This is a genomic window from Yoonia sp. SDW83-1, from assembly GCF_046762885.1.
GTDB lineage: Bacteria > Pseudomonadota > Alphaproteobacteria > Rhodobacterales > Rhodobacteraceae > Yoonia.
In genome coordinates this window covers 286,161-304,105 of record NZ_JBKQXO010000001.1, presented here as the reverse complement: position 1 = coordinate 304,105, position 17,945 = coordinate 286,161, and the positions used below count along the sequence as shown (strand labels likewise).

Annotated in this window: 22 protein-coding genes; 6 read left to right on the top strand and 16 right to left on the bottom strand. The window is 58.0% G+C overall.

The window, feature by feature from the left end:
• Positions 1-74 precede the first annotated feature (74 nt).
• The 5 genes from ACFWW4_RS01515 to ACFWW4_RS01495 all read right to left on the bottom strand — a co-directional run bounded on the left by ACFWW4_RS01515 (position 75) and on the right by ACFWW4_RS01495 (position 4,077).
• Positions 75-725 (bottom strand): OmpA family protein, encoded by a 651-nt coding sequence (locus ACFWW4_RS01515; RefSeq protein ID WP_411889241.1) that lies wholly within the window; start codon positions 723-725, stop codon positions 75-77.
• Positions 726-740: 15 nt separating this feature from the next.
• Positions 741-2,171, bottom strand: coding sequence for a type II and III secretion system protein family protein (locus ACFWW4_RS01510; RefSeq protein ID WP_411889240.1), 1,431 nt, complete (start codon positions 2,169-2,171; stop codon positions 741-743).
• Between the two features lie 218 nt (positions 2,172-2,389).
• On the bottom strand, positions 2,390-3,241 hold the full coding sequence (gene cpaB / locus ACFWW4_RS01505; protein WP_411889239.1) for a Flp pilus assembly protein CpaB: 852 nt from the start codon (positions 3,239-3,241) through the stop codon (positions 2,390-2,392).
• Positions 3,242-3,511: 270 nt separating this feature from the next.
• Positions 3,512-3,706 (bottom strand): hypothetical protein, encoded by a 195-nt coding sequence (locus ACFWW4_RS01500; protein ID WP_411889238.1) that lies wholly within the window; start codon positions 3,704-3,706, stop codon positions 3,512-3,514.
• Between the two features lie 182 nt (positions 3,707-3,888).
• A complete protein-coding gene (locus ACFWW4_RS01495) occupies positions 3,889-4,077 on the bottom strand; it encodes a hypothetical protein (RefSeq protein WP_411889237.1) in 189 nt (62 codons plus the stop codon).
• Positions 4,078-4,427: 350 nt separating this feature from the next.
• On the opposite strand from ACFWW4_RS01495, the gene ACFWW4_RS01490 reads away from it, so the two are divergent.
• Positions 4,428-5,267 carry a lytic transglycosylase domain-containing protein gene (locus tag ACFWW4_RS01490; RefSeq protein ID WP_411889236.1) on the top strand — a complete coding sequence of 280 codons (840 nt, stop codon included), beginning with the start codon at positions 4,428-4,430 and terminating at the stop codon, positions 5,265-5,267.
• A 45-nt stretch (positions 5,268-5,312) separates the two neighbouring features.
• Here the strand turns inward: ACFWW4_RS01490 and ACFWW4_RS01485 are convergent, their stop codons facing one another.
• The 5 genes from ACFWW4_RS01485 to ACFWW4_RS01465 all read right to left on the bottom strand — a co-directional run bounded on the left by ACFWW4_RS01485 (position 5,313) and on the right by ACFWW4_RS01465 (position 7,857).
• Positions 5,313-5,603: a GNAT family N-acetyltransferase gene (locus ACFWW4_RS01485; protein ID WP_411889235.1), complete on the bottom strand. Its 291-nt coding sequence runs from the start codon at positions 5,601-5,603 to the stop codon at positions 5,313-5,315.
• Positions 5,596-6,222, bottom strand: a complete 627-nt coding sequence (locus ACFWW4_RS01480) for a 3-oxoacid CoA-transferase subunit B (protein WP_411889234.1) — start codon at positions 6,220-6,222, stop codon at positions 5,596-5,598. Before ACFWW4_RS01480 ends, ACFWW4_RS01485 begins: the two co-directional genes overlap by 8 nt.
• Positions 6,223-6,225: 3 nt before the next feature.
• A complete protein-coding gene (locus ACFWW4_RS01475; RefSeq protein ID WP_393931966.1) occupies positions 6,226-6,468 on the bottom strand; it encodes a hypothetical protein in 243 nt (80 codons plus the stop codon).
• Positions 6,469-6,477: 9 nt separating this feature from the next.
• Positions 6,478-7,176, bottom strand: a complete 699-nt coding sequence (locus tag ACFWW4_RS01470; RefSeq protein ID WP_411889233.1) for a CoA transferase subunit A — start codon at positions 7,174-7,176, stop codon at positions 6,478-6,480.
• Between the two features lie 84 nt (positions 7,177-7,260).
• Positions 7,261-7,857, bottom strand: coding sequence for an SRPBCC family protein (locus ACFWW4_RS01465; RefSeq protein ID WP_411889232.1), 597 nt, complete (start codon positions 7,855-7,857; stop codon positions 7,261-7,263).
• 82 nt (positions 7,858-7,939) lie between these two features.
• Between ACFWW4_RS01465 and ACFWW4_RS01460 the strand changes: the two genes are divergently transcribed.
• Entirely contained in the window at positions 7,940-8,386 is a 447-nt protein-coding gene (locus tag ACFWW4_RS01460; RefSeq protein ID WP_411889231.1) for a MarR family winged helix-turn-helix transcriptional regulator, read from the top strand.
• Here ACFWW4_RS01460 and topA read toward each other — a convergent pair whose 3' ends face one another.
• From topA to tldD, 6 genes are all read right to left on the bottom strand, one after another.
• Entirely contained in the window at positions 8,387-10,966 is a 2,580-nt protein-coding gene (gene topA, locus ACFWW4_RS01455) for a type I DNA topoisomerase (protein WP_411889230.1), read from the bottom strand.
• A gap of 96 nt (positions 10,967-11,062) precedes the next feature.
• Positions 11,063-12,196, bottom strand: a complete 1,134-nt coding sequence (dprA, locus tag ACFWW4_RS01450; protein WP_393932434.1) for a DNA-processing protein DprA — start codon at positions 12,194-12,196, stop codon at positions 11,063-11,065.
• A 276-nt stretch (positions 12,197-12,472) separates the two neighbouring features.
• On the bottom strand, positions 12,473-12,970 hold the full coding sequence (locus ACFWW4_RS01445) for an N-acetyltransferase family protein (protein WP_411889229.1): 498 nt from the start codon (positions 12,968-12,970) through the stop codon (positions 12,473-12,475).
• A 53-nt stretch (positions 12,971-13,023) separates the two neighbouring features.
• Positions 13,024-13,482 carry a hypothetical protein gene (locus ACFWW4_RS01440; protein WP_411889228.1) on the bottom strand — a complete coding sequence of 153 codons (459 nt, stop codon included), beginning with the start codon at positions 13,480-13,482 and terminating at the stop codon, positions 13,024-13,026.
• Between the two features lie 30 nt (positions 13,483-13,512).
• A complete protein-coding gene (locus ACFWW4_RS01435) occupies positions 13,513-13,674 on the bottom strand; it encodes a hypothetical protein (protein ID WP_411889227.1) in 162 nt (53 codons plus the stop codon).
• Positions 13,675-13,678: 4 nt separating this feature from the next.
• Positions 13,679-15,100, bottom strand: coding sequence for a metalloprotease TldD (gene tldD, locus ACFWW4_RS01430; RefSeq protein ID WP_411889226.1), 1,422 nt, complete (start codon positions 15,098-15,100; stop codon positions 13,679-13,681).
• A gap of 179 nt (positions 15,101-15,279) precedes the next feature.
• On the opposite strand from tldD, the gene coxB reads away from it, so the two are divergent.
• From coxB to ACFWW4_RS01410, 4 genes are all read left to right on the top strand, one after another.
• Positions 15,280-16,104, top strand: a complete 825-nt coding sequence (gene coxB, locus ACFWW4_RS01425) for a cytochrome c oxidase subunit II (RefSeq protein ID WP_393931984.1) — start codon at positions 15,280-15,282, stop codon at positions 16,102-16,104.
• An 82-nt stretch (positions 16,105-16,186) separates the two neighbouring features.
• Positions 16,187-17,119, top strand: a complete 933-nt coding sequence (gene cyoE / locus ACFWW4_RS01420; RefSeq protein WP_411889225.1) for a heme o synthase — start codon at positions 16,187-16,189, stop codon at positions 17,117-17,119.
• Positions 17,119-17,319, top strand: coding sequence for a hypothetical protein (locus ACFWW4_RS01415; protein ID WP_411889224.1), 201 nt, complete (start codon positions 17,119-17,121; stop codon positions 17,317-17,319). Before cyoE ends, ACFWW4_RS01415 begins: the two co-directional genes overlap by 1 nt.
• Positions 17,316-17,930 (top strand): cytochrome c oxidase assembly protein, encoded by a 615-nt coding sequence (locus ACFWW4_RS01410; protein WP_393931990.1) that lies wholly within the window; start codon positions 17,316-17,318, stop codon positions 17,928-17,930. The genes ACFWW4_RS01415 and ACFWW4_RS01410 overlap by 4 nt, the downstream gene beginning before the upstream one ends.
• The last annotated feature ends 15 nt before the right edge of the window (positions 17,931-17,945 follow it).

Sequence of the window (17,945 nt, the reverse complement as noted above, 5' to 3'; positions counted from 1 at the left end):
ATATTGCGACGATCTTGAAGAAATCGAAGGAGTGTTTACGCCGGGCAGTGCCCGGCGTAACAGTTTTTCAGCGGTTATCCGCCTGTCTCGAGGCGGGTCGTCGTGCGGCCGGACTCTTGCACGGCGGCAGCAACGTATTCGCGGAATATCACCTCGGCATATTTGCCATTCAGGATCAGCGGATTGCTTTCCACGAACCCGGATACCTCTGTCACAGTGCGCCGGTTACGGCGTTCACGTGCTTCGGTCTCGACCACTGGTCGGGTCTCACCGAAGGATGCCACAGCTTCCAGGCGGCTGCGGTCGATGCCTTGTGACACAAGGAAAGACACCACAGTTTGCGCTCGGCGCAGGCCCAGACTGCGGTTGTAGGCGTTGCTGCCCACAAGGTCCGTGTGTCCGTAGACCCGGAAGCGTACCTCTGGGAACTGACGGATCCAATCGGCCTGTCGCATCAGGATCGCCCGTGCATCTGCATCCAGCGCGGTCGAGTTGAAGGCAAAGTTGACCGTGGAGTTCACATCTGCCGCAAAACGACGTGCCAGATTGATCGTGTAGTCCTGCTGACCCGTTTGAACTAACATATTGTTCATCGTGGCGTTGCCGAACGTACCCGAATCTACCCGTGCGCCTGCTTCTGCGTCAAGCGAGGAAACCGCCGGATCATCTGTTGCGCAACCCGCGAGGAGCGCAGCGGCCATGGCTGTTGTCATAAGTTTTTTCATTGACCTGTGCTCCAATCATTCTTCAAGGACATAGCCGTAGGACCCGCTAAAGTCCTGACGGGCCACTTCGCCAGCACCACCGCTAGAGGGTGCATCCGAAGCCGCGACGCGGCCAAACAGGAACAGATCCCGTTCGGTTGGTGGGCGCACACGGTCCGTTGGCAAGGCCAGCGCTGTGCCACGTGTCGGTGTTACCAGATGTGGTGTCACGATGATCACCAATTCGGTCTGGCTGCGGCGGTAGTCCGCGCTACGGAAGAGCGCACCAAGGATAGGCACATCTCCGATCCATGGCACCTGACCGCTCAGGTCAACAAAATCGTCCTGTAGCAGACCGGCAATTGCAAAGCTTTCGCCATCACGCATCTCGACCGTTGTGGAGGTTTCGCGCCGGGTGAAGGCGGCGATTGTCAGACCGTTGGCGGTAAAGCTGTTGGCCGGATCAAGGGCAGACACAGCCGCCAGAAGTTCCAGATTGATGATGTCGTGATCAACGACCGTTGGAACGAACTCCAATTCAACACCGAATGGTTTGAATTCGACGGTGATCGCTCCCTCTTCGTTGCTGACCGGGATGGGGTACTCACCACCTGCCAAGAAAGTTGCAGCCTGACCGCTGAGCGCCGTGAGGCTTGGTTCTGCCAGGGTCCGGACAACGCCGCGGGATTCAAGCGCTTCCAGCAGAATGCCGACTTCGACACCACCAGCGTTGAACCCAAACAAGAATGCACCGTTGTTGTCGTTCGACAGGGGTATATTGCCGTTGAAGCTGTTGCTTACAGCTCCTGCGGTATTTGTGGTATTGGTCCCCACTGACAAACCCAGGTCACCATCCAGCGCAGTGCCCTGGATACCGATTGATGACGAAAGCGCCTTGCTGACCGTCCGCTGCATTTCTGCAAACCGTACTTTCAGCATAACCTGCTGCGTGCCACCAACATTCATGAGGTTCGACACACGTTCTGGCGCGTAGCGTTCGGCCAGTTCCAATGCGCGGTCAAGCCGTGCAATCGAGCTGACGGTACCTGACAGGACGATCCCGTCATTGGCTGTACGCACTTCGATGTTTTCGTTTGGCAGAATCTGCGTCAGACGCTCTTTGAACTCTGCCATGTCGGGGGTTACGTGAACCTCGACATTTGTGATGAGACGACCATCAGTACCCAGAAGGGTCAGTGTGGTGCGCCCCGGTTCCTTACCCAACACATAGATCGTGCGATCGGATAGGGACGAGATGTCTGCAATGCCGGGGTTGGCGATTGAAAGTTCCGTGAATGGAACATCGCTTTCCACGACGACGGCCCGATTCATCGGGACGTTGAGTGCACTGGACGCCGCGCCGCGCAAGACGCGCAACGTTTCGGCCGGTGCCATTGTCGGTGCTGCCGCGGTAAGCGACAACGCCAAGCCGGCTACTGCGGCTTTGATAAATCTGTCATACTTCATAAGTGACCTGCCTCTCCGATCACGCCTCGTTATACGGGTCTTAGATGCCCATGATGTTGGGAACCATGGGGCAGATGCGCATTTATTGCAATAATCAATACGTTGGCGGGTGAACCGAATGTGGATAAATCGCAACACTTCGGCCCCTAAAAGGAAAAAGAGCGCCGCGCTAGTGCGCGACGCTCTTATATAATTCAGCGGTTGGAGGCTGCTTTGTCCTATTCGTTGGGGCACTGAATCTGGATTTTGACCCGTTCTGTACCTTTCATCTGGAAGATGAAACACTCTTCGGGGGCTTCTTCGACCACACGTTCGGGTGGTGCTTCAACGACCGGAGCCTCGATACCAAGTACACGTTCGATATCTGTATTGATATCTGTGACAACCGTGTTGTCGCCGGTTCCGACTGGCGTCAAAGACAGGCGTCCGGCGTTCTGGGCAGCAGCAAGTGCGGCAAACTCTTCCGGGGTTACCTGAACGACAACGCCGCGACCGCCACCGTTTCCATCAGCGTCGGGTTCATCAACGGCAATGATTTCAAGCGACGACAGGATGATGCTTGTTGTTGTTCTGCCATTGCTCAGCGTGCCACTCCAATAGACGTCCAGACGGTCCGTTGGACGCAATTCCTGTGCGAAGGCCTCTGTCACATTATCTGGCAAGGGATAGGCCCGCATACCCGGCTCAAGCAGGGCGGTAATGCCGCGCGGCGCGCCCGGTTCTGTTACTTTCACCGCCATGATGGGTTCGTTGATTTCCATCGGGCGGGTCACGACGCGGGGCGTCTCAATACCGAGAGGGAACAGTTCCTCCTCTGTCTTGAATACACCTTCTGGCAGAAATTCTTCCGCATATTTGATAAGCTTCACGTCTTCCGGCGTAATCAACTCTCCATACGTCATGGCCCGCGTCGGTGCGTAGACATCGACGGTCACGACGGCAGATGCGGCGCGCTCGCGCTCTTGCCGCAATACCGCTTCTTGCGTGTCAAAGTAGCCCTTGACCATGTAGACTGCAAAACCTGCGAGTCCCATCCCGATCAAAAGAACCAATCCAAAAACTAGCCGCATGTTTCAACCCTTGCTCTTTGCCTGTCAGCCCGGACGTCATCTTGAGAGGCGCGCTGTTGCGCAGCCAACTTGTGTATCCAGAAAAAACATCTGCCCGATGCTCCAGCCTCGGGCAGTATCATGGACATGATAATATTCAAACAAAATACTGATAAGTGCGGGTTACGAAACCAAGTGACGACACGTTAATTGTCTCATAAACACAATTTTACTACGTATCCCAATGACAGTTCAACCTGATTGGCGGTGAGTTAGCGCAACATCGTTGCGTTACTTGAACCACTCAGTTCCAAGAGGTCGGTCTTTCAAAGACGCTTCCTGCTTGGCGGCCAGTTCGGTGCTACCGGTGGTTATGGCAGTGCCGACAATCAGGCCCAGCACAACGATAGCCGCCGTAAGAACGACAAAATCAACAGTGACCGCGCCATCTTCTTTGCTGCGGAACTTTTGAATTGCTGTCATCATGCTTCTGATCCTTTAGTCGTATTAGCGTAGCGGTGGTGCGACGCCTGCGCATAGTGTAGTCTAAGGCACTTAACGCTTTGATAATTCTGCACTAAAACACTGTGTTTCTAAAAATGAAATTGTGTTCAGGCATGAAAAAACCGCGCCGCTTGCGAGGCGCGGTTTTCGCATCTCATACTGGATTACTTACCAGCTGGGATTGTGGTGTCTGTCAGGTTCTTCTCGATGTCACCAGCCAGGTCGGTTGCACCGCTTGTCAGTGCAGCACCGATCAGCAGGCCAAGGATAACGATCGCAGCTGTCAGAACAACGAAGTCAACAGTTACAGCGCCGTCTTCTTCGTTGCGGAATGTTTTCAGAAAGTTAAGCATTGTGGTCCCTCCTCAGGGTATCGCTAGGGTTCATGTTTACCTCGCCGGGTCTCGCTTGCCATTTCGTGTTTGGCTCGCTCCCCGTCTTGGATGAATACATATAGACAGCGGAATGGGGCGGGAGTTTGACGCGTTTGGCGCATTTTTCGACGGCATTCGAATTTTTCCGCAAAAAATCATAATACGCTGATTTTGAAGAATAATTTTTTTCAAGAAATTTTTACTCACCTTACACCACGTTGCGAAAAAGTCTGCAATCGGGCCAAAAATTCACAATTGTCGCCGGGTTGGTGGCTTTTGAGCGGATTTGTGCCATTGTTGATTCAACAAAAATGACGAGCGGTACAAAGATGACTCCTAAAATCATGGCCTTGGCCCTTGTGGCCGCGGTTTCGACTGTCGGTGTGGCCCACGCTGAGGTCGAGCGGTTGCAGCCGGACTTCAGTTTCAAGCGTGTCGGAGTGCCGACAGGCGCCAGCCAGAGCCGCATTACTGTCCAGATAGATCCCAATGCACCACGTCTCGGCCCGGTTTATGCCGATCCGCCGGAAGAGGAAGTTTTGCCGATTGCGGGTGGTGCGGTCGCGCCGCGGGCGTCTGGCATGGAATGGTTCTGGTCCAATGTCTCGCCAGCTTTGGTAGGGGCGAGCCCCGGTCGGGTGACGACTGCCCTGCAACAGATCAATAATCCGCCCGTTGGCAAGGGTGTTTCCGCGCCACGGCTGCAAAGCCTGCAGGACATTGCATCGGTTCACGGGCGGGACATCCTGCGCGAAACGGTAGGCACCAATGTATCGCCCGCTCTGGTGCTTGCCGTGATCGCTGTTGAAAGTGCCGGACGTGTTGACGTGACAAGTCACGCCGGTGCGGAAGGGCTCATGCAGCTGATGCCGGATACCGCCACCCGATTTGGTGTCACAGACAGTATGGATGCCGCCCAGAACATCAAAGGTGGCGTTGCTTATCTCGCGTGGCTGCTGGATCACTTTGAAAATGACCCGCTGATGGCATTGGCCGGCTATAATTCAGGTGAGGGGAATGTGCGTAAACATAACGGCGTGCCGCCCTTTGCGGAAACGCGTGCCTATGTGCCAAAGGTGCTGGCTGCCTGGCAGGTGGCCAAGGGGCTGTGTCAGACCCCGCCACAACTGATCACGGATGCTTGCGTCTTTAATGTGAACGGCATTTGAAGCGAAATCCCATAAATCTGCGCTGCAGATTTTACGGACGATGCTCTAGACCGAGAAGAGATCGGCCCATTCGGGATGTTTGCGCCGCTGCGCGTTCACGAAGGGGCAAAGCGGTATGATGCGAAATCCTTTCTCGCGGGCGTCTGCCAATAGATGCTCCAAAAGAACCAAACCAATGCCCTGACCTTCGAAACCCGTCGCCACGTCCGTATGATCGGCGATCACCGTCTGTGGCGACATGATCGAGTAGGTCAGTTCACTCTCACCTTCAGGGTGTATTATATAGTAGCGGCCCTTGCTGCCGCTCGCTGTGTGTCTGACATCAAATTCAGACAATGGTCGCTTCCGTAGCCGCAATCATCTCTTCCCGGGTCACGCCGGGGGCAAGTTCCTGAATATGCAGCCCCTTGTGGGTCACGTCGAGCACGCCGAGATTGGTGATGATGCGATCAACCACCCCCTTACCAGTCAGAGGGAGCGTGCATTCGCGCAGGATCTTCGATTCGCCATGCTTGTTGGTGTGGTCCATCACAACCACGACGCGACCAACACCAGCCACTAGATCCATCGCACCACCCATGCCCTTGACCAGCTTGCCGGGGATCATCCAGTTGGCCAGATCACCATTTTCGGCAACCTCCATCGCCCCCAGGATCGCCATCGCGATCTTGCCGCCGCGGATCATGCCAAAGCTTTGCGCACTGTCGAAATAGGCGGTTTGGGGCAATTCAGTAATCGTCTGCTTGCCCGCATTGATCAGATCGGCATCTTCGGTGCCTTCGACAGGGAAGGGCCCCATGCCCAACATCCCGTTCTCAGATTGCAAGGTCACCTCGATCCCATCCGGGATGTAGTTCGACACAAGCGTCGGTATCCCGATCCCGAGGTTCACATACCAGCCGTCCTGCAGTTCCTTTGCGGCCCGTGCGGCCATCTGATTGCGATCCCAAGGCATGTATCAGCTCTCCGTTGAGGTTTTGAGCGCAGTTTTGATCTCAACCAGACTGGCTTCGATCTCACCCAGTTTATGTTCCATCATCAGGCTATGTGCGGCCTGAATGGTCAGATGCTGCAATTCGGCTTCACTACCGCCGAAATTCGCATGGACCTGTTCGCGGGCCTTGTTCAGCCAGAACTGATAATCGCGCTGAACGTTGCGCAACCGCTGCGAATAGGCCTGATCATCTTCTGTCGTCACCATCAGGGTTCCTCATGCGGCCGGGCGCGTCGTACGCTGTTCGATCCGTTTCTCGTGCTCGCCCTGAATGATCCGATGCACGTAGATGCCCGGCAGATGGATACCGTCGGGGTCAAGACTGCCGACCGGCACGATCTCTTCCACCTCGGCGACGCAGACCTTGCCGCACATGGCCGCGGGCGGGTTGAAGTTGCGCGCCGTCTTGCGGAAAACCAGATTTCCGGTCGGGTCAGCCTTCCAGGCCTTTACAATGGACAGATCGGCAAAAATGCCTTCTTCCATGATATAGGTTTCGCCGTTGAAGTCTTTGTGTTCCTTGCCCTCGGCAATCACCGTGCCAACGCCGGTTTTTGTATAGAAACCGGGAATACCGCAGCCACCGGCGCGCATACGCTCGGCCAGCGTGCCTTGCGGGTTGAACTCCAACTCCAACTCGCCGCTCAGATACTGACGCATGAATTCCGCATTCTCGCCCACGTAAGAGCTGATCATCTTCTTGACCTGCCGGGTCTGCAGCAGGATGCCGATGCCAAAATCATCTACGCCCGCATTGTTCGAGGCAAAGGTCAGGTCCTTGGTGCCTGCTTCCTTGATCGCCTGCAAAAGCAGTTCGGGGATGCCACACAGGCCAAAGCCACCCGCCGCAATGAACATACCTTCCTTCAGCAAGCCGTCCAGCGCTTCCGCGGCCGATCCATAGACTTTCTTCATGAATGGAATCCCCCGATTGTCGTTGGCGCTGAACTTGGCGGTGCCGGGGCGTAAAGTCAATTCGGATGCTGCAGCGCGGCAGGCTTAGCCAGCCTGCGCGTTGAATGCGGCCGCCATATCGTTCAGCCCGTTTTCCATGAAAGGCTGGAAATCCTCCTTCAGAAAGGTCCTGATCGGGCCGCTGAGCAATCCTGCTTTCGGCAATATGCTGTAGCTCCAACTCATCCGCGTCTGCCCGTTACCGACATCCTCATACCAGATATCGCCGCGAATGTGATCAATGGCGCGCCCGGACCAACTGGTCAGATCCCAGATCTGATAACTAAAGATATCACGGTTCGATTCCAGCATCCGCTCGGCGGTGTATCCCCCATCGGCCAGCGAGACCCGACGGACGGCACCTGCCTCGCCCCATGTCCCTGATAGTACATTGACGTCCGTGATGGCCGGGATGCGCCCGGACGGTTTCAGAAATGATGTCAGGCCCGGATCTGCCATGAACGCCAACACCTCGTCCCGGCTGCCATTGAAGATCACACTTTCGGTGTTTGTCAGATAATCACCATCATCTGCCAAAGGCGGCGGGTTGGTGCCATCCGGCGGACCCATAGGCCGCAACTGGTAGCCAACAAATCCAACAATGAGGATCAGAACGATGCCGAGGATTTTCAGGGCGCGCATGATAAACTCCATTTATTACGATATTCGTAATAAATAATCAGATCGCTTGAGCTTTCAAGCCTTCACTGGCAAGGCTGGCAACATGAACGATCAACCGGCGGAACTTCTGGGTTATGTGCGCAGCCTGTTGCGGGCCTTTCTGGTCAGCGAACGGCTGCACCAACGGCATCCGGACGATCTGCGCTACAATCCGCATGATTTTCAAACGCTGGCATTTCTGCATGAACATCCCGGTGCGCGCGCCAGTGATCTTGGTGAAGCGCTGGGTGTGGTGCCCACGACCACCAGCAGCGTCATAGATCGGCTGGTCCGGCGGGGTTTTGTCAAGAAATCGCGCAATCAGACGGACGGACGTGCGCTCGCCCTGTCACTCACGAGCGAAGGCCAGAGCGCGGCGGCGCGCCTTCAGGAGGTTGACCGGCGCAACATGACCATGATGCTTGATGCGCTGGATGCGGGCGAACGCGAGGATATCCTGCGTCTGCTCGGCAAAATCACCGATCATATCAGAACCAAGGAAAGCGGCTGACTACTTCTTTGCCGCAGCTTTCTTTTTCGGCGCTGCCTTTTTCTTTGCACTCGGCTTTTTCTTGCCGGCCTTTGCCGCACGTTCATCGATCAGATCGACCGCCTGCGCCATGGTCAGGTCAGCCGGTTCAATCGTGTCGGGGATCGTTGCGTTGATCTTTTCCCACTTCACGTAAGGCCCGTACTTACCGTCAAAGATGTTGACCGGGCCGCCAGCCTCGGGATGTTCGCCCAACTCGCGGATCGGCGTAGCCGCCTTGCCGCGGCCACCGCGCGATGCCACCTTTTCAGCCAAAAGTTGAACAGCGCGGTTCATACCCACGGTCCAGACATCCTCGATCGTTTCAAGATTGGCGTTGGTGCCACCTTTGAAAGAAGTGCTTTCGGCATGCTTCAGATAAGGGCCATAGCGCCCCAGATTGGCCCAGACATTCACCCCGTCTTCCGGATGGGTGCCAATCAGGCGGGGCAGTTCCAGCAGTTTGAGCGCCTGTGCCAGATCGACCTCTTCCGGGCTCCAGCCTTCCGGGACGCCGGTGCGCGGCGGTTTCTTGTTGTCTTCGGTCACGGCACCGCGCTGCACATACGGGCCGAACCGGCCCTTGAACACGCGAATCTCATCGCCCTGATCGGTGCCCAGTAGTTTCCCTTCGGGCGGAATGGCAGAGGCTTCGGCCTCAGGATCCGGTGGACCAAACGGGCGGGTATAGCGGCATTCGGGATAGTTCGAACAGCCGATGAAGGCCCCACCGGACCGGGCGGTGCGCATCGACAACCGGCCAGCGCCGCAATTCGGACAAAGACGCGGATCGCCACCATCTTCGGTGGGAGGGAACAGATGCGGCTCCAGCACCTCGTTGATCTTTTCCAGTACCTCGGTGATCCGCAATTCCGCCGTTTCGGCGATGGCGGCAGAAAAATCGCGCCAGAACTGGCCCAGCACCTTTTTGTAATCGGCATCACCTGCGCTGACTTCATCCAGCTGGTTTTCCAGATCAGCGGTAAAATCGTATCCCACATATTTGCGGAAATAGTTTTCGAGGAACGCGGTCACCAGACGCCCCTTGTCCTGCGGGATCAGGCGGTTCTTGTCCTTTTCCACATAGCCGCGATCCTGAATGGTCGTCACGATCGAGGCATAGGTGGAGGGGCGCCCGATCCCCAGCTCTTCCATCCGCTTGACCAGCGTCGCTTCGGTATAGCGTGGCGGGGGTTGAGTGAAATGCTGTTCGGGTGTGACGGATTTCTTGTCCGTCGGCTCACCCTCGGCAATCTGGGGCAAGCGCTTGTCATCGTCATCGACGACGCTGTCATCCTTGCCTTCTTCGTAAATGGCGATGAACCCGTCAAACAACATGACTTGCCCGTTGGCGCGCAGAATAACCTGCCCATCGGCACTGGCGATATCAACGACGGTGCGCTCCAACCGGGCGGCGGCCATCTGGCTGGCCATGGTGCGCTTGTAGATCAGGTCGTAGAGCTTGCGCTGATCTGCGTCGGCGATCTTGGCTTCGGCCGTATCGACCATCATGTCGGTCGGACGGATACATTCGTGGGCTTCCTGGGCGTTTTTGGCCTTGTTCTTATACATCCGTGGCTGGTCCGGCAGGTATTTGTCGCCGAACTTCGCCTTGATTGCATCGCGGGCGCTTGTCACCGCTTCGGGGGCCATGTCGATCCCGTCGGTCCGCATGTAAGTGATTAGACCGGCCTCATAAAGACGCTGTGCCACGCTCATCGTCTGCCGGGCGCCCATGCCAAATTTGCGGCTGGCCTCCTGCTGCAACGTGGACGTCATAAAGGGGGGTGACGGATTGCGCGTTGCTGGTTTCGCCTCGACCGATTTGACGACCAGATCGCGGGAGTTGATGGCCTGCACAGCCATTTCGGCCTGCGTTTCGTTGCCCAGATCGAATTTGTCCAGCTTCTTGCCAGCCAGTGTCGTCAGTCGTGCCTCGAATGTCTGGCCACGCGGAGTTTGCAGCAGTGCCTTGACGGTCCAGTATTCCTGGGCGCGGAATGCCTCGATTTCCATCTCGCGTTCGACGATCAGGCGCAGGCAGACGGATTGCACGCGGCCCGCAGATTTTGCCCCAGGCAGCTTGCGCCACAGGACCGGCGACAGGTTGAAGCCCACCAGATAATCCAGTGCGCGGCGGGCCAGATACGCCTCGACCAGCGGGGCGTCGACCTGGCGGGGATGCTTCATTGCCTCGGTCACGGCGGATTTGGTGATGGCGTTGAAAACGACCCGGCTGACGGGGGTGTCTTTCTTGATCGCCTTCTTGGCGGTCAGCGCCTCGGTCAGGTGCCAGCTGATCGCCTCGCCCTCGCGGTCGGGGTCGGTGGCAAGGATCAGCGCATTGTCTTCCTTCAGCGCGTCAACGATGGCTTTGATGTGCTTTTTGCTGTCGCTGGCGATTTCCCATTTCATGTCGAAATCTTCGTCCGGCAGAACAGATCCGTCCTTGGGCGGCAGATCGCGCACATGCCCGTAAGAGGCCAGAACGATATAATCCTTACCCAGATACCCGTTTATTTTCTTGGCCTTGGCAGGGGATTCGACAACGACAACCGGCATGAGAATCCTTTTCCAAAAACGCGTGCTCTTAGGTCGCGCAAGATGTGGGGTAGCTCAAGGGAATGTCAATGCAGCGCAAAACCTGTGGACTTCACGTCACACAACTCGCGATAGAAGACCACCGGCCTGACGGGCGATTTTGCCCTCAAGCTCCAGATCGACCAGGGCGGGGGCCATTGTCGTGGCTGGCACGGCTATGTCGCGCAGCAACTGATCCTCTGCCACCGGCGCGGGGCCAAGCCGCGACAGGATTTCGTCATGCAGGGCCGCAGTGGCACGCAGCGGGCGCGCATCCGGTTCTGCTGGTATCAACGGCAATTCCGGTTCCGGCATGGCGACGGGTGCCAGCGCGTCGACAACGTCAGCTGCGTTGCGCACCAATGTTGCCCCGTCGCGGATCAGCATGTTGCAGCCTGATGCCCGCGCATCAAACGGATGGCCGGGTACTGCAAGTACCTCGCGCGCCTGGTCCAGCGCGTTACGGGCGGTGATCAGGCTGCCGGATTTGGCTGCCGCTTCAACCACGACAACAGCTTGCGACAGGCCCGAGATGATCCGATTACGGGCCGGGAAATGCCGGGCCTGCGGCTGCAGCCCCATCGGCATCTCGGACAGCCGCAGCCCGTTTTTTCCAATATCATGCGTCAGCTGTGCGTTTTCCGCGGGATAGATCACATCAACACCACCCGCCTGAACGGCAATTGTCCCACCGGCCAGCGCGCCATGATGGGCGGCGGTGTCTATGCCGCGGGCCAGGCCGGAGACGACGACGAAACCTTCCTTTGTCAGTTCCTCGGCCAATCGTTTGGCCATCCGGGTTCCAAGCGATGAGGCGTTGCGCGCGCCCACCAGCGCAATCATGGGCCGGTGGAGCAGGGCGATGTTCCCGATCGCCCACAAGAGCGGTGGCGCATCGGGGATGTCTGAGAGCGCCCTGGGATAATGTGCGTCACCCTCGACGATCAGTTGCGCACCGGCAGCGCGCGCGGCTTTCATTTCGGCCTGCACCACTCCCGGCGGGCACACCTGATAGTCCTGCACACCGGCGGACTTTGCGATTTCTGGAAGTATTTTCAATGCGTTCGCCGCGCTGCCGTGTTCTGCCAGCAGCCGACGGTAAGTTGCTACGCCAACCCGACGTGAGCGCAATAGGCGGAGCCGGTTGACCGTATCCTCTTCCGTGGTGGGTAGGAGTGGGGGGTGAGTGGAAGAAGTGTGTGTTCCGGTCATCCCGTAAGCTCCGCCGTATTGCCTGATCAGCATTAGGTTGTCGGGGTTAATGAGGTGTGAACGCATTACAGCAGATTTGCTGAAAGCTGTTCGGAGCGCGCTTAACAGACTGTTTTTGCGACAGAACTGCGATACAGACGGCTCGTATATCCCTTACGTAACGCGTCCATGCACCTGCCATACTGGCCCCCCATAAATAGCGGGGCTGGGGCAGCAATAATTGGATCAACGCGAATCAAAAACGAGCCACTCGCCTTTTCGGCCATCAGGCCGCAGCTATGATTCCTGCGATACGGATCGCCCGTGGCTGGCACCTGACAGCGTAAACCGCTTGCACACGGCTCCTTCCATCCTGCGGTAGGTGCGAAAACCCATCGCCTCGTAATAGGCGAGGCCTTGAGCGTTATCGGCGCCAATGGTCGCGTCGATATCGGTCAGCCCCGCATCACGGGCCGCATCCAGTGTGGCGACAAACAACGCCTTGCCGATCCCCTGCCGCGTGGCATCGGGGCAGATATGCGTGCCAATGATACCCCAGCCAGGTGTGACGCCGTAAGGATTACCCGGACTGGCACGTTTAAGCGATTGCAGGCCGAGGACCGCGCCAGCTTCGCTTTCGGCAACCGAACATAAGATACCATCCGCCGGGGCGATGTAGTTCTGCAGCGCAAATTCCGGGCTGTCGGGCCGCGTGCGCAGGCCCGCTGCTGTCAGCGACCGCAGGACCACGCTCATGCCAATGGCGTCGTCGGCGGTGGCAGGGCGGATATGCATGATCTGTCCTATTTTGGTGATGGCAGGAAACGTCGCTTTGCGGGTACGCCCCGCTAATCAAGACCGAACATCGCCGCCCAATTCCGGGCTGTCATGCCGCGCCGGTAGTCGTCATACATGGCCTGATCGAGAATTTCGATAAGGATGCGGTCCTCCACCCAAACCTCGACGCAATGAAAGGGCCCGCGATTGCAGATGCGGTTCGGCCAGGCCTGATCGTCGGCAAGCAACCGAATCTCAGACCGGGATAAAACGGACCCGACAGCCGCGTGGCAAAAACTGGGGCGGCTGTCGCTCTGGCCAACGTCGCAGGACACCTGATCCTCGCCTTGCGTCAGGGTATGTGTGTCGGGATAAACCTCGATCGCCGTGCCGTCATCGGCTGCGGTGAAGGCGATCCAGCTGTCGGGAAAAGGCGGAAACGGCATGTGTTTGCCGCTCATGACCGTCGCCAGAAAGGATGCCACGTTCTGCGGGTCGGAGGCGCTGAGCGAGACGTGCAGGAGGCTCATCATGTATCCTTTGCGTTGTCATTTCGTTGCTCAGATGTGCTGCAATTCGCCCAGCAGCTCGAGTTCGAGGCTGGCCCGCTCCCGGTTCGTGTCTGTCGTTTCAGGAAATGCGTTCGCAGGCCCGTGAAACAGAGGGGCGACCACAGCCACGGTGACAACGGCCGCGACCAGTAATGCGAATAGCTCCGTCATGGCATCACGCCGCCGCACCGCCCACTGTCAATCCGCCGATCATAAGGCTGGGCTGGCCGACACCGACCGGCACCCATTGCCCGGCCTTGCCGCAATTGCCGATGCCGGGGTCAAGCTTCAGATCATTGCCGATGCCCCTGATCTGTTTGAGCGCGGTTGCCCCGTCGCCGATCAGCGTCGCGCCTTTGACCGGCGCGCCGACAACGCCGTTTTTGACGCGGTAGGCCTCGGTGCAGCTGAACACGAATTTGCCGTTGGTGATATCCACCTGACCGCCGCCGAAGCCAACCGCATAGATGCCGTCCTTGAGGTCTGCGACAAGGCTTTCAGGGGCGGCATCGCCCGCCAGCATATAGGTATTCGTCATGCGCGGCATCGGCGCATGGGCGTAGCTTTCGCGCCGTCCATTGCCGGTGGGAGCGACGCCCATCAGGCGGGCATTCTGGCGGTCCTGCATATAGCCTGTCAGCACGCCATCCTCGATCAGGGTGTTCTTTGCACTGGGCGTGCCTTCGTCATCCACGGTGATCGACCCGCGCCGGTCGGGGATGGTGCCGTCATCCAGCACCGTGACCCCTTTGGCTGCGATCTGCTGGCCCATCAGCCCCGCAAAGGCGGATGACCCCTTGCGGTTGAAATCCCCTTCCAGCCCGTGTCCGATCGCCTCGTGCAGCAGGATGCCGGGCCAGCCGGGGCCAAGCACCACGTCCATTACGCCAGCCGGAGCCGGTTCGGCATCAAGGTTCACCAGCGCAATGCGCAAAGCCTCGCGCGTCACCGGTTCCCAGTTGTCGCGGCTGATCAGGCCGATCAGGCCAGCACGCCCGCCGCCACCGGACATGCCGCTTTCCCGGCGCCCGTCCTTTTCGACAATAACGCTGATATTCAGGCGGGACATGGGGCGGGTATCAGTGACCAATGTGCCTTCAGGGCGCAGGATCAGCACCTCTTGATGCGATGCGGCGAGGGTCGCGGAGACCTGCACCACGCCGGGGTCGAGGGCGCGGGCAAAGGCATCGATCTCGCGCAGGACATCGATTTTGGCAGGGAATGTGGCCTGCAACATCGGGTCGTCATCGCTGTAAAGCTTGCGATTTGTGCCTGCAGGGGCCGCCGACATGGTGCCGCCGCCATCACCCACGGCAAGGCGCGCGGTGGAAACAGCGCGGCGCAGGGCGTGTTCGTCGATGGTGGTCGAATGGGCGTAGCCTGCGGTTTCGCCTTTCACTGCGCGCAACCCGAACCCTTCGGAGGCATCGAAACTTGCGGTTTTGACCCGGCCATCATCGAATGACAGGACTTCAGATTTGCGGCGTTCGAGGAACAGCTCACCGTCATCGGCACCGTCTGTTGCCTCTTTCAGCAGCGCAAGCGCCGTGGTCTGGTCAAGATTGGTTTCAAACGGGCGAAAGGGGTCGACGGACATGGGATTTCCTCGTCTCGGGCGCGATTTATCGGCGAAAGCGTCTGTTTGCCGCAACAGCGGTTCTTGAGTTGTTCATCAAGATATGGGACATGGGCACGCAGATACAACGGGATTCCGTCCGCAGCCGGACAGGATGACCAGGGAGACGCGCCAGAGGCGCACTGATGTTAGGGTAAAACATGCAACTGAAATCCTTTGCCACCTCACTCTGGGCGACAGCGGGCCTGATCATGGCGGGGTCATCCGTCTTTGCACAAGAAGTGAATCAGGAGCTGGAAATTGTAGGGGCACCCGTCAACGGGGCGACAGGTTTCCAGCCGTCGGCAACCGAACTGGCGCGCGACGTTGTGTGGCTGGACAACATGCTGCTTGTGATCATCACGGCGATCACGCTCTTCGTGACGGGTCTGTTGGTCTGGGTGATCGTGCGTTACAATGAGACGAAGAACCCGACGCCGGCCCGTTTCACCCATAATTCGCCGCTTGAGGTGGCATGGACGGTCGTACCAATCGTCATTCTGGTCTTTATCGGTGCGTTTTCGCTGCCTGTGCTGTTCAAACAGCAGGAAATTCCTGAAGGCGACATCAATATCAAGGTGACCGGCTACCAGTGGTATTGGGGTTACGAATATGTGGACGAAGGCGTGAGCTTTGACAGCTTCATGCTGACCCGCGACGAACTGGAAGAATTTGGCTACAGCCAGGATGAATACCTGCTGGCAACTGACACCGCCGTTGTTGTGCCGATTGGTGCCAAAGTGGTGATGCAAGTCACAGGCGCGGATGTGATTCATTCATGGACGATCCCGGCCTTTGGGGTGAAGCAGGACGCGGTGCCCGGTCGTCTGGCGCAGCTATGGTTCGCGGCAGAGCGTGAAGGCATCTATTTCGGCCAGTGTTCAGAGCTGTGCGGCAAGGATCATGCCTACATGCCGATCACGGTCAAAGTGGTGAGCCAGGAGACTTATGACCAGTGGCTGGCCGAGGCCAAAGGCACCTCTTAACAAGGCGATGGGCCAAGACCCATCTTACGACAGATCAACGCCGTAAGATGGGTTCCAACCCATCCTATCCGCAAGGTTCCGCATGAGCGATATCAGCATTCAGGACACAAGCTATGAGGCCAGCATGGGCGACTACTTCGCCCTGCTAAAGCCGCGTGTGATGTCGCTGGTGGTCTTCACAGCCCTTGTGGGGCTGTTGGTGGCACCCGTGCCGGTGCATCCGTTCATCGGCTTTGTGGGTATCCTGTGCATCGCGGTGGGCGCGGGGGCGTCCGGTGCGCTCAACATGTGGTGGGACGCCGATATCGACGCCCGCATGCGGCGCACAGCCGGGCGGCCGATCCCATCGGGGCGCGTCGCGCCGGGTGAGGCGCTGGGCATCGGGCTCGCCCTGTCTGGGTTTGCCACCATCTTGCTGGCTTTGGCGACAAACTTCCTCGCCGCGTTCCTGCTGGCCTTTACCATCTTTTTCTACGCGGTGGTTTATTCGATGTGGCTCAAGCGGGCCACACCGCAAAACATCGTGATTGGTGGAGCCGCTGGTGCTTTCCCCCCCATGATCGGCTGGGCGGTCGCCACAGGCAGTGTGAGCATCGAAAGCCTGCTGATGTTCGCCCTGATCTTCATGTGGACGCCGCCTCATTTCTGGGCGCTGGCGCTGTTTGTAAAGTCTGACTACGGCAATGCAGGCGTTCCCATGCTGACCGAAACGCACGGGCGGGATGCAACGCGAAAGCATGTGATCATCTACACACTATTGCTCGTGCCTGTGGCCTTGGGGCTGGGACTGACCAGCATCGGCGGACCATTCTACATGGCGGTGGCGATCGTGATGAACGTCTGGTTCCTCAAAGGGGCCTACGACATCTACAAACGTGATGACGCCGCCTGCGAAGCGGACAAGCATGCCGTCGAAATCGGTGTGTTCAAAGTGTCGCTCTACTACCTGTTTGCCCATTTCGGTGCGCTCCTGATCGAAGCGGCGCTGCGCCAGTATGGTCTGGGTGGCTGGTGATGGCGATCAAGGTCGAACACGAGCTGCACGAACGGCGGCGCGGCCGCAATTTCGGCGTTTTCGCTCTGCTGATTGGCTTTATCGCGATCGTCTTTGGACTTACCGTCGTCAAGGTGCTGCAGCTTGGCGATGCCGCCCAGTTCGAAAAATTCGACCATGTGGCCCGTCCACAGATCGTCCCGCAGGAGGAGAGTGAATGAAACTGTTCCCTAACCTCGTTGGCCCCAAACGCACAGCGGCGCAGGCCGCAAGCGTGGTGGTGATCATGGGCTCGCTCGCATGGGCCTCTGTCCCGTTTTACGACTGGTTCTGCCGGGTGACGGGTTTTGGCGGGGCCACCAATGTGGCCGAAACCGGCAGTGACGTGATCCTCGATCAGACGATCAAGGTCCGCTTTGATGCGTCACTGGAACGGGATATGCCCTGGACCTTCAAACCGGAAGTCCGGGAAATGGAAATTCGGATCGGGGAGACTGGTCTTGCCTTTTACGAGGCACATAATCCGTTGGACGTGCCGGTCGCGGGGCAGGCCGCCTATAACGTGACACCTTACGAGGCGGGCGCATTTTTCGACAAGATCGAATGCTTCTGTTTCGTTGAACAGGTTCTGATGCCGGGTGAGACGGTGATGATGCCGGTCAGCTTTTTCGTGGATCCGGCCATCGTGGATGACCGCGAAGGGCAATATGTCCACACCATCACGCTCAGCTACACATTCTACCAGATCGACGTGCCAGATGATGAAATCCAGGCCTCTCTGGCCCCCGCAGCTTTGACAACGGCGCCGCAAGACGCCATAGAAACGAACTAACGACCAGCCGATAGG

Excerpts from the sequence above, each read along its gene's own strand:
- ACFWW4_RS01465 (WP_411889232.1), bottom strand. The coding sequence starts at position 7,857 with ATGCGCGCCCTGAAAATCCTCGGCATCGTTCTGATCCTCATTGTTGGA.
- ACFWW4_RS01475 (WP_393931966.1), bottom strand. The coding sequence starts at position 6,468 with ATGGTGACGACAGAAGATGATCAGGCCTATTCGCAGCGGTTGCGCAAC.
- ACFWW4_RS01515 (WP_411889241.1), bottom strand. The coding sequence starts at position 725 with ATGAAAAAACTTATGACAACAGCCATGGCCGCTGCGCTCCTCGCGGGT.
- ACFWW4_RS01435 (WP_411889227.1), bottom strand. The coding sequence starts at position 13,674 with ATGACGGAGCTATTCGCATTACTGGTCGCGGCCGTTGTCACCGTGGCT.
- ACFWW4_RS01480 (WP_411889234.1), bottom strand. The coding sequence starts at position 6,222 with ATGCCTTGGGATCGCAATCAGATGGCCGCACGGGCCGCAAAGGAACTG.
- ACFWW4_RS01440 (WP_411889228.1), bottom strand. The coding sequence starts at position 13,482 with ATGAGCCTCCTGCACGTCTCGCTCAGCGCCTCCGACCCGCAGAACGTG.
- ACFWW4_RS01470 (WP_411889233.1), bottom strand. The coding sequence starts at position 7,176 with ATGAAGAAAGTCTATGGATCGGCCGCGGAAGCGCTGGACGGCTTGCTG.
- cpaB (WP_411889239.1), bottom strand. The coding sequence starts at position 3,241 with ATGCGGCTAGTTTTTGGATTGGTTCTTTTGATCGGGATGGGACTCGCA.
- ACFWW4_RS01410 (WP_393931990.1), top strand. The coding sequence starts at position 17,316 with ATGAAACTGTTCCCTAACCTCGTTGGCCCCAAACGCACAGCGGCGCAG.
- coxB (WP_393931984.1), top strand. The coding sequence starts at position 15,280 with ATGCAACTGAAATCCTTTGCCACCTCACTCTGGGCGACAGCGGGCCTG.
- ACFWW4_RS01415 (WP_411889224.1), top strand. The coding sequence starts at position 17,119 with ATGGCGATCAAGGTCGAACACGAGCTGCACGAACGGCGGCGCGGCCGC.
- ACFWW4_RS01490 (WP_411889236.1), top strand. The coding sequence starts at position 4,428 with ATGACTCCTAAAATCATGGCCTTGGCCCTTGTGGCCGCGGTTTCGACT.
- cyoE (WP_411889225.1), top strand. The coding sequence starts at position 16,187 with ATGAGCGATATCAGCATTCAGGACACAAGCTATGAGGCCAGCATGGGC.
- ACFWW4_RS01510 (WP_411889240.1), bottom strand. The coding sequence starts at position 2,171 with ATGAAGTATGACAGATTTATCAAAGCCGCAGTAGCCGGCTTGGCGTTG.
- ACFWW4_RS01495 (WP_411889237.1), bottom strand. The coding sequence starts at position 4,077 with ATGCTTAACTTTCTGAAAACATTCCGCAACGAAGAAGACGGCGCTGTA.
- ACFWW4_RS01445 (WP_411889229.1), bottom strand. The coding sequence starts at position 12,970 with ATGCATATCCGCCCTGCCACCGCCGACGACGCCATTGGCATGAGCGTG.
- ACFWW4_RS01500 (WP_411889238.1), bottom strand. The coding sequence starts at position 3,706 with ATGATGACAGCAATTCAAAAGTTCCGCAGCAAAGAAGATGGCGCGGTC.
- dprA (WP_393932434.1), bottom strand. The coding sequence starts at position 12,196 with ATGACCGGAACACACACTTCTTCCACTCACCCCCCACTCCTACCCACC.
- ACFWW4_RS01460 (WP_411889231.1), top strand. The coding sequence starts at position 7,940 with ATGAACGATCAACCGGCGGAACTTCTGGGTTATGTGCGCAGCCTGTTG.
- tldD (WP_411889226.1), bottom strand. The coding sequence starts at position 15,100 with ATGTCCGTCGACCCCTTTCGCCCGTTTGAAACCAATCTTGACCAGACC.
- topA (WP_411889230.1), bottom strand. The coding sequence starts at position 10,966 with ATGCCGGTTGTCGTTGTCGAATCCCCTGCCAAGGCCAAGAAAATAAAC.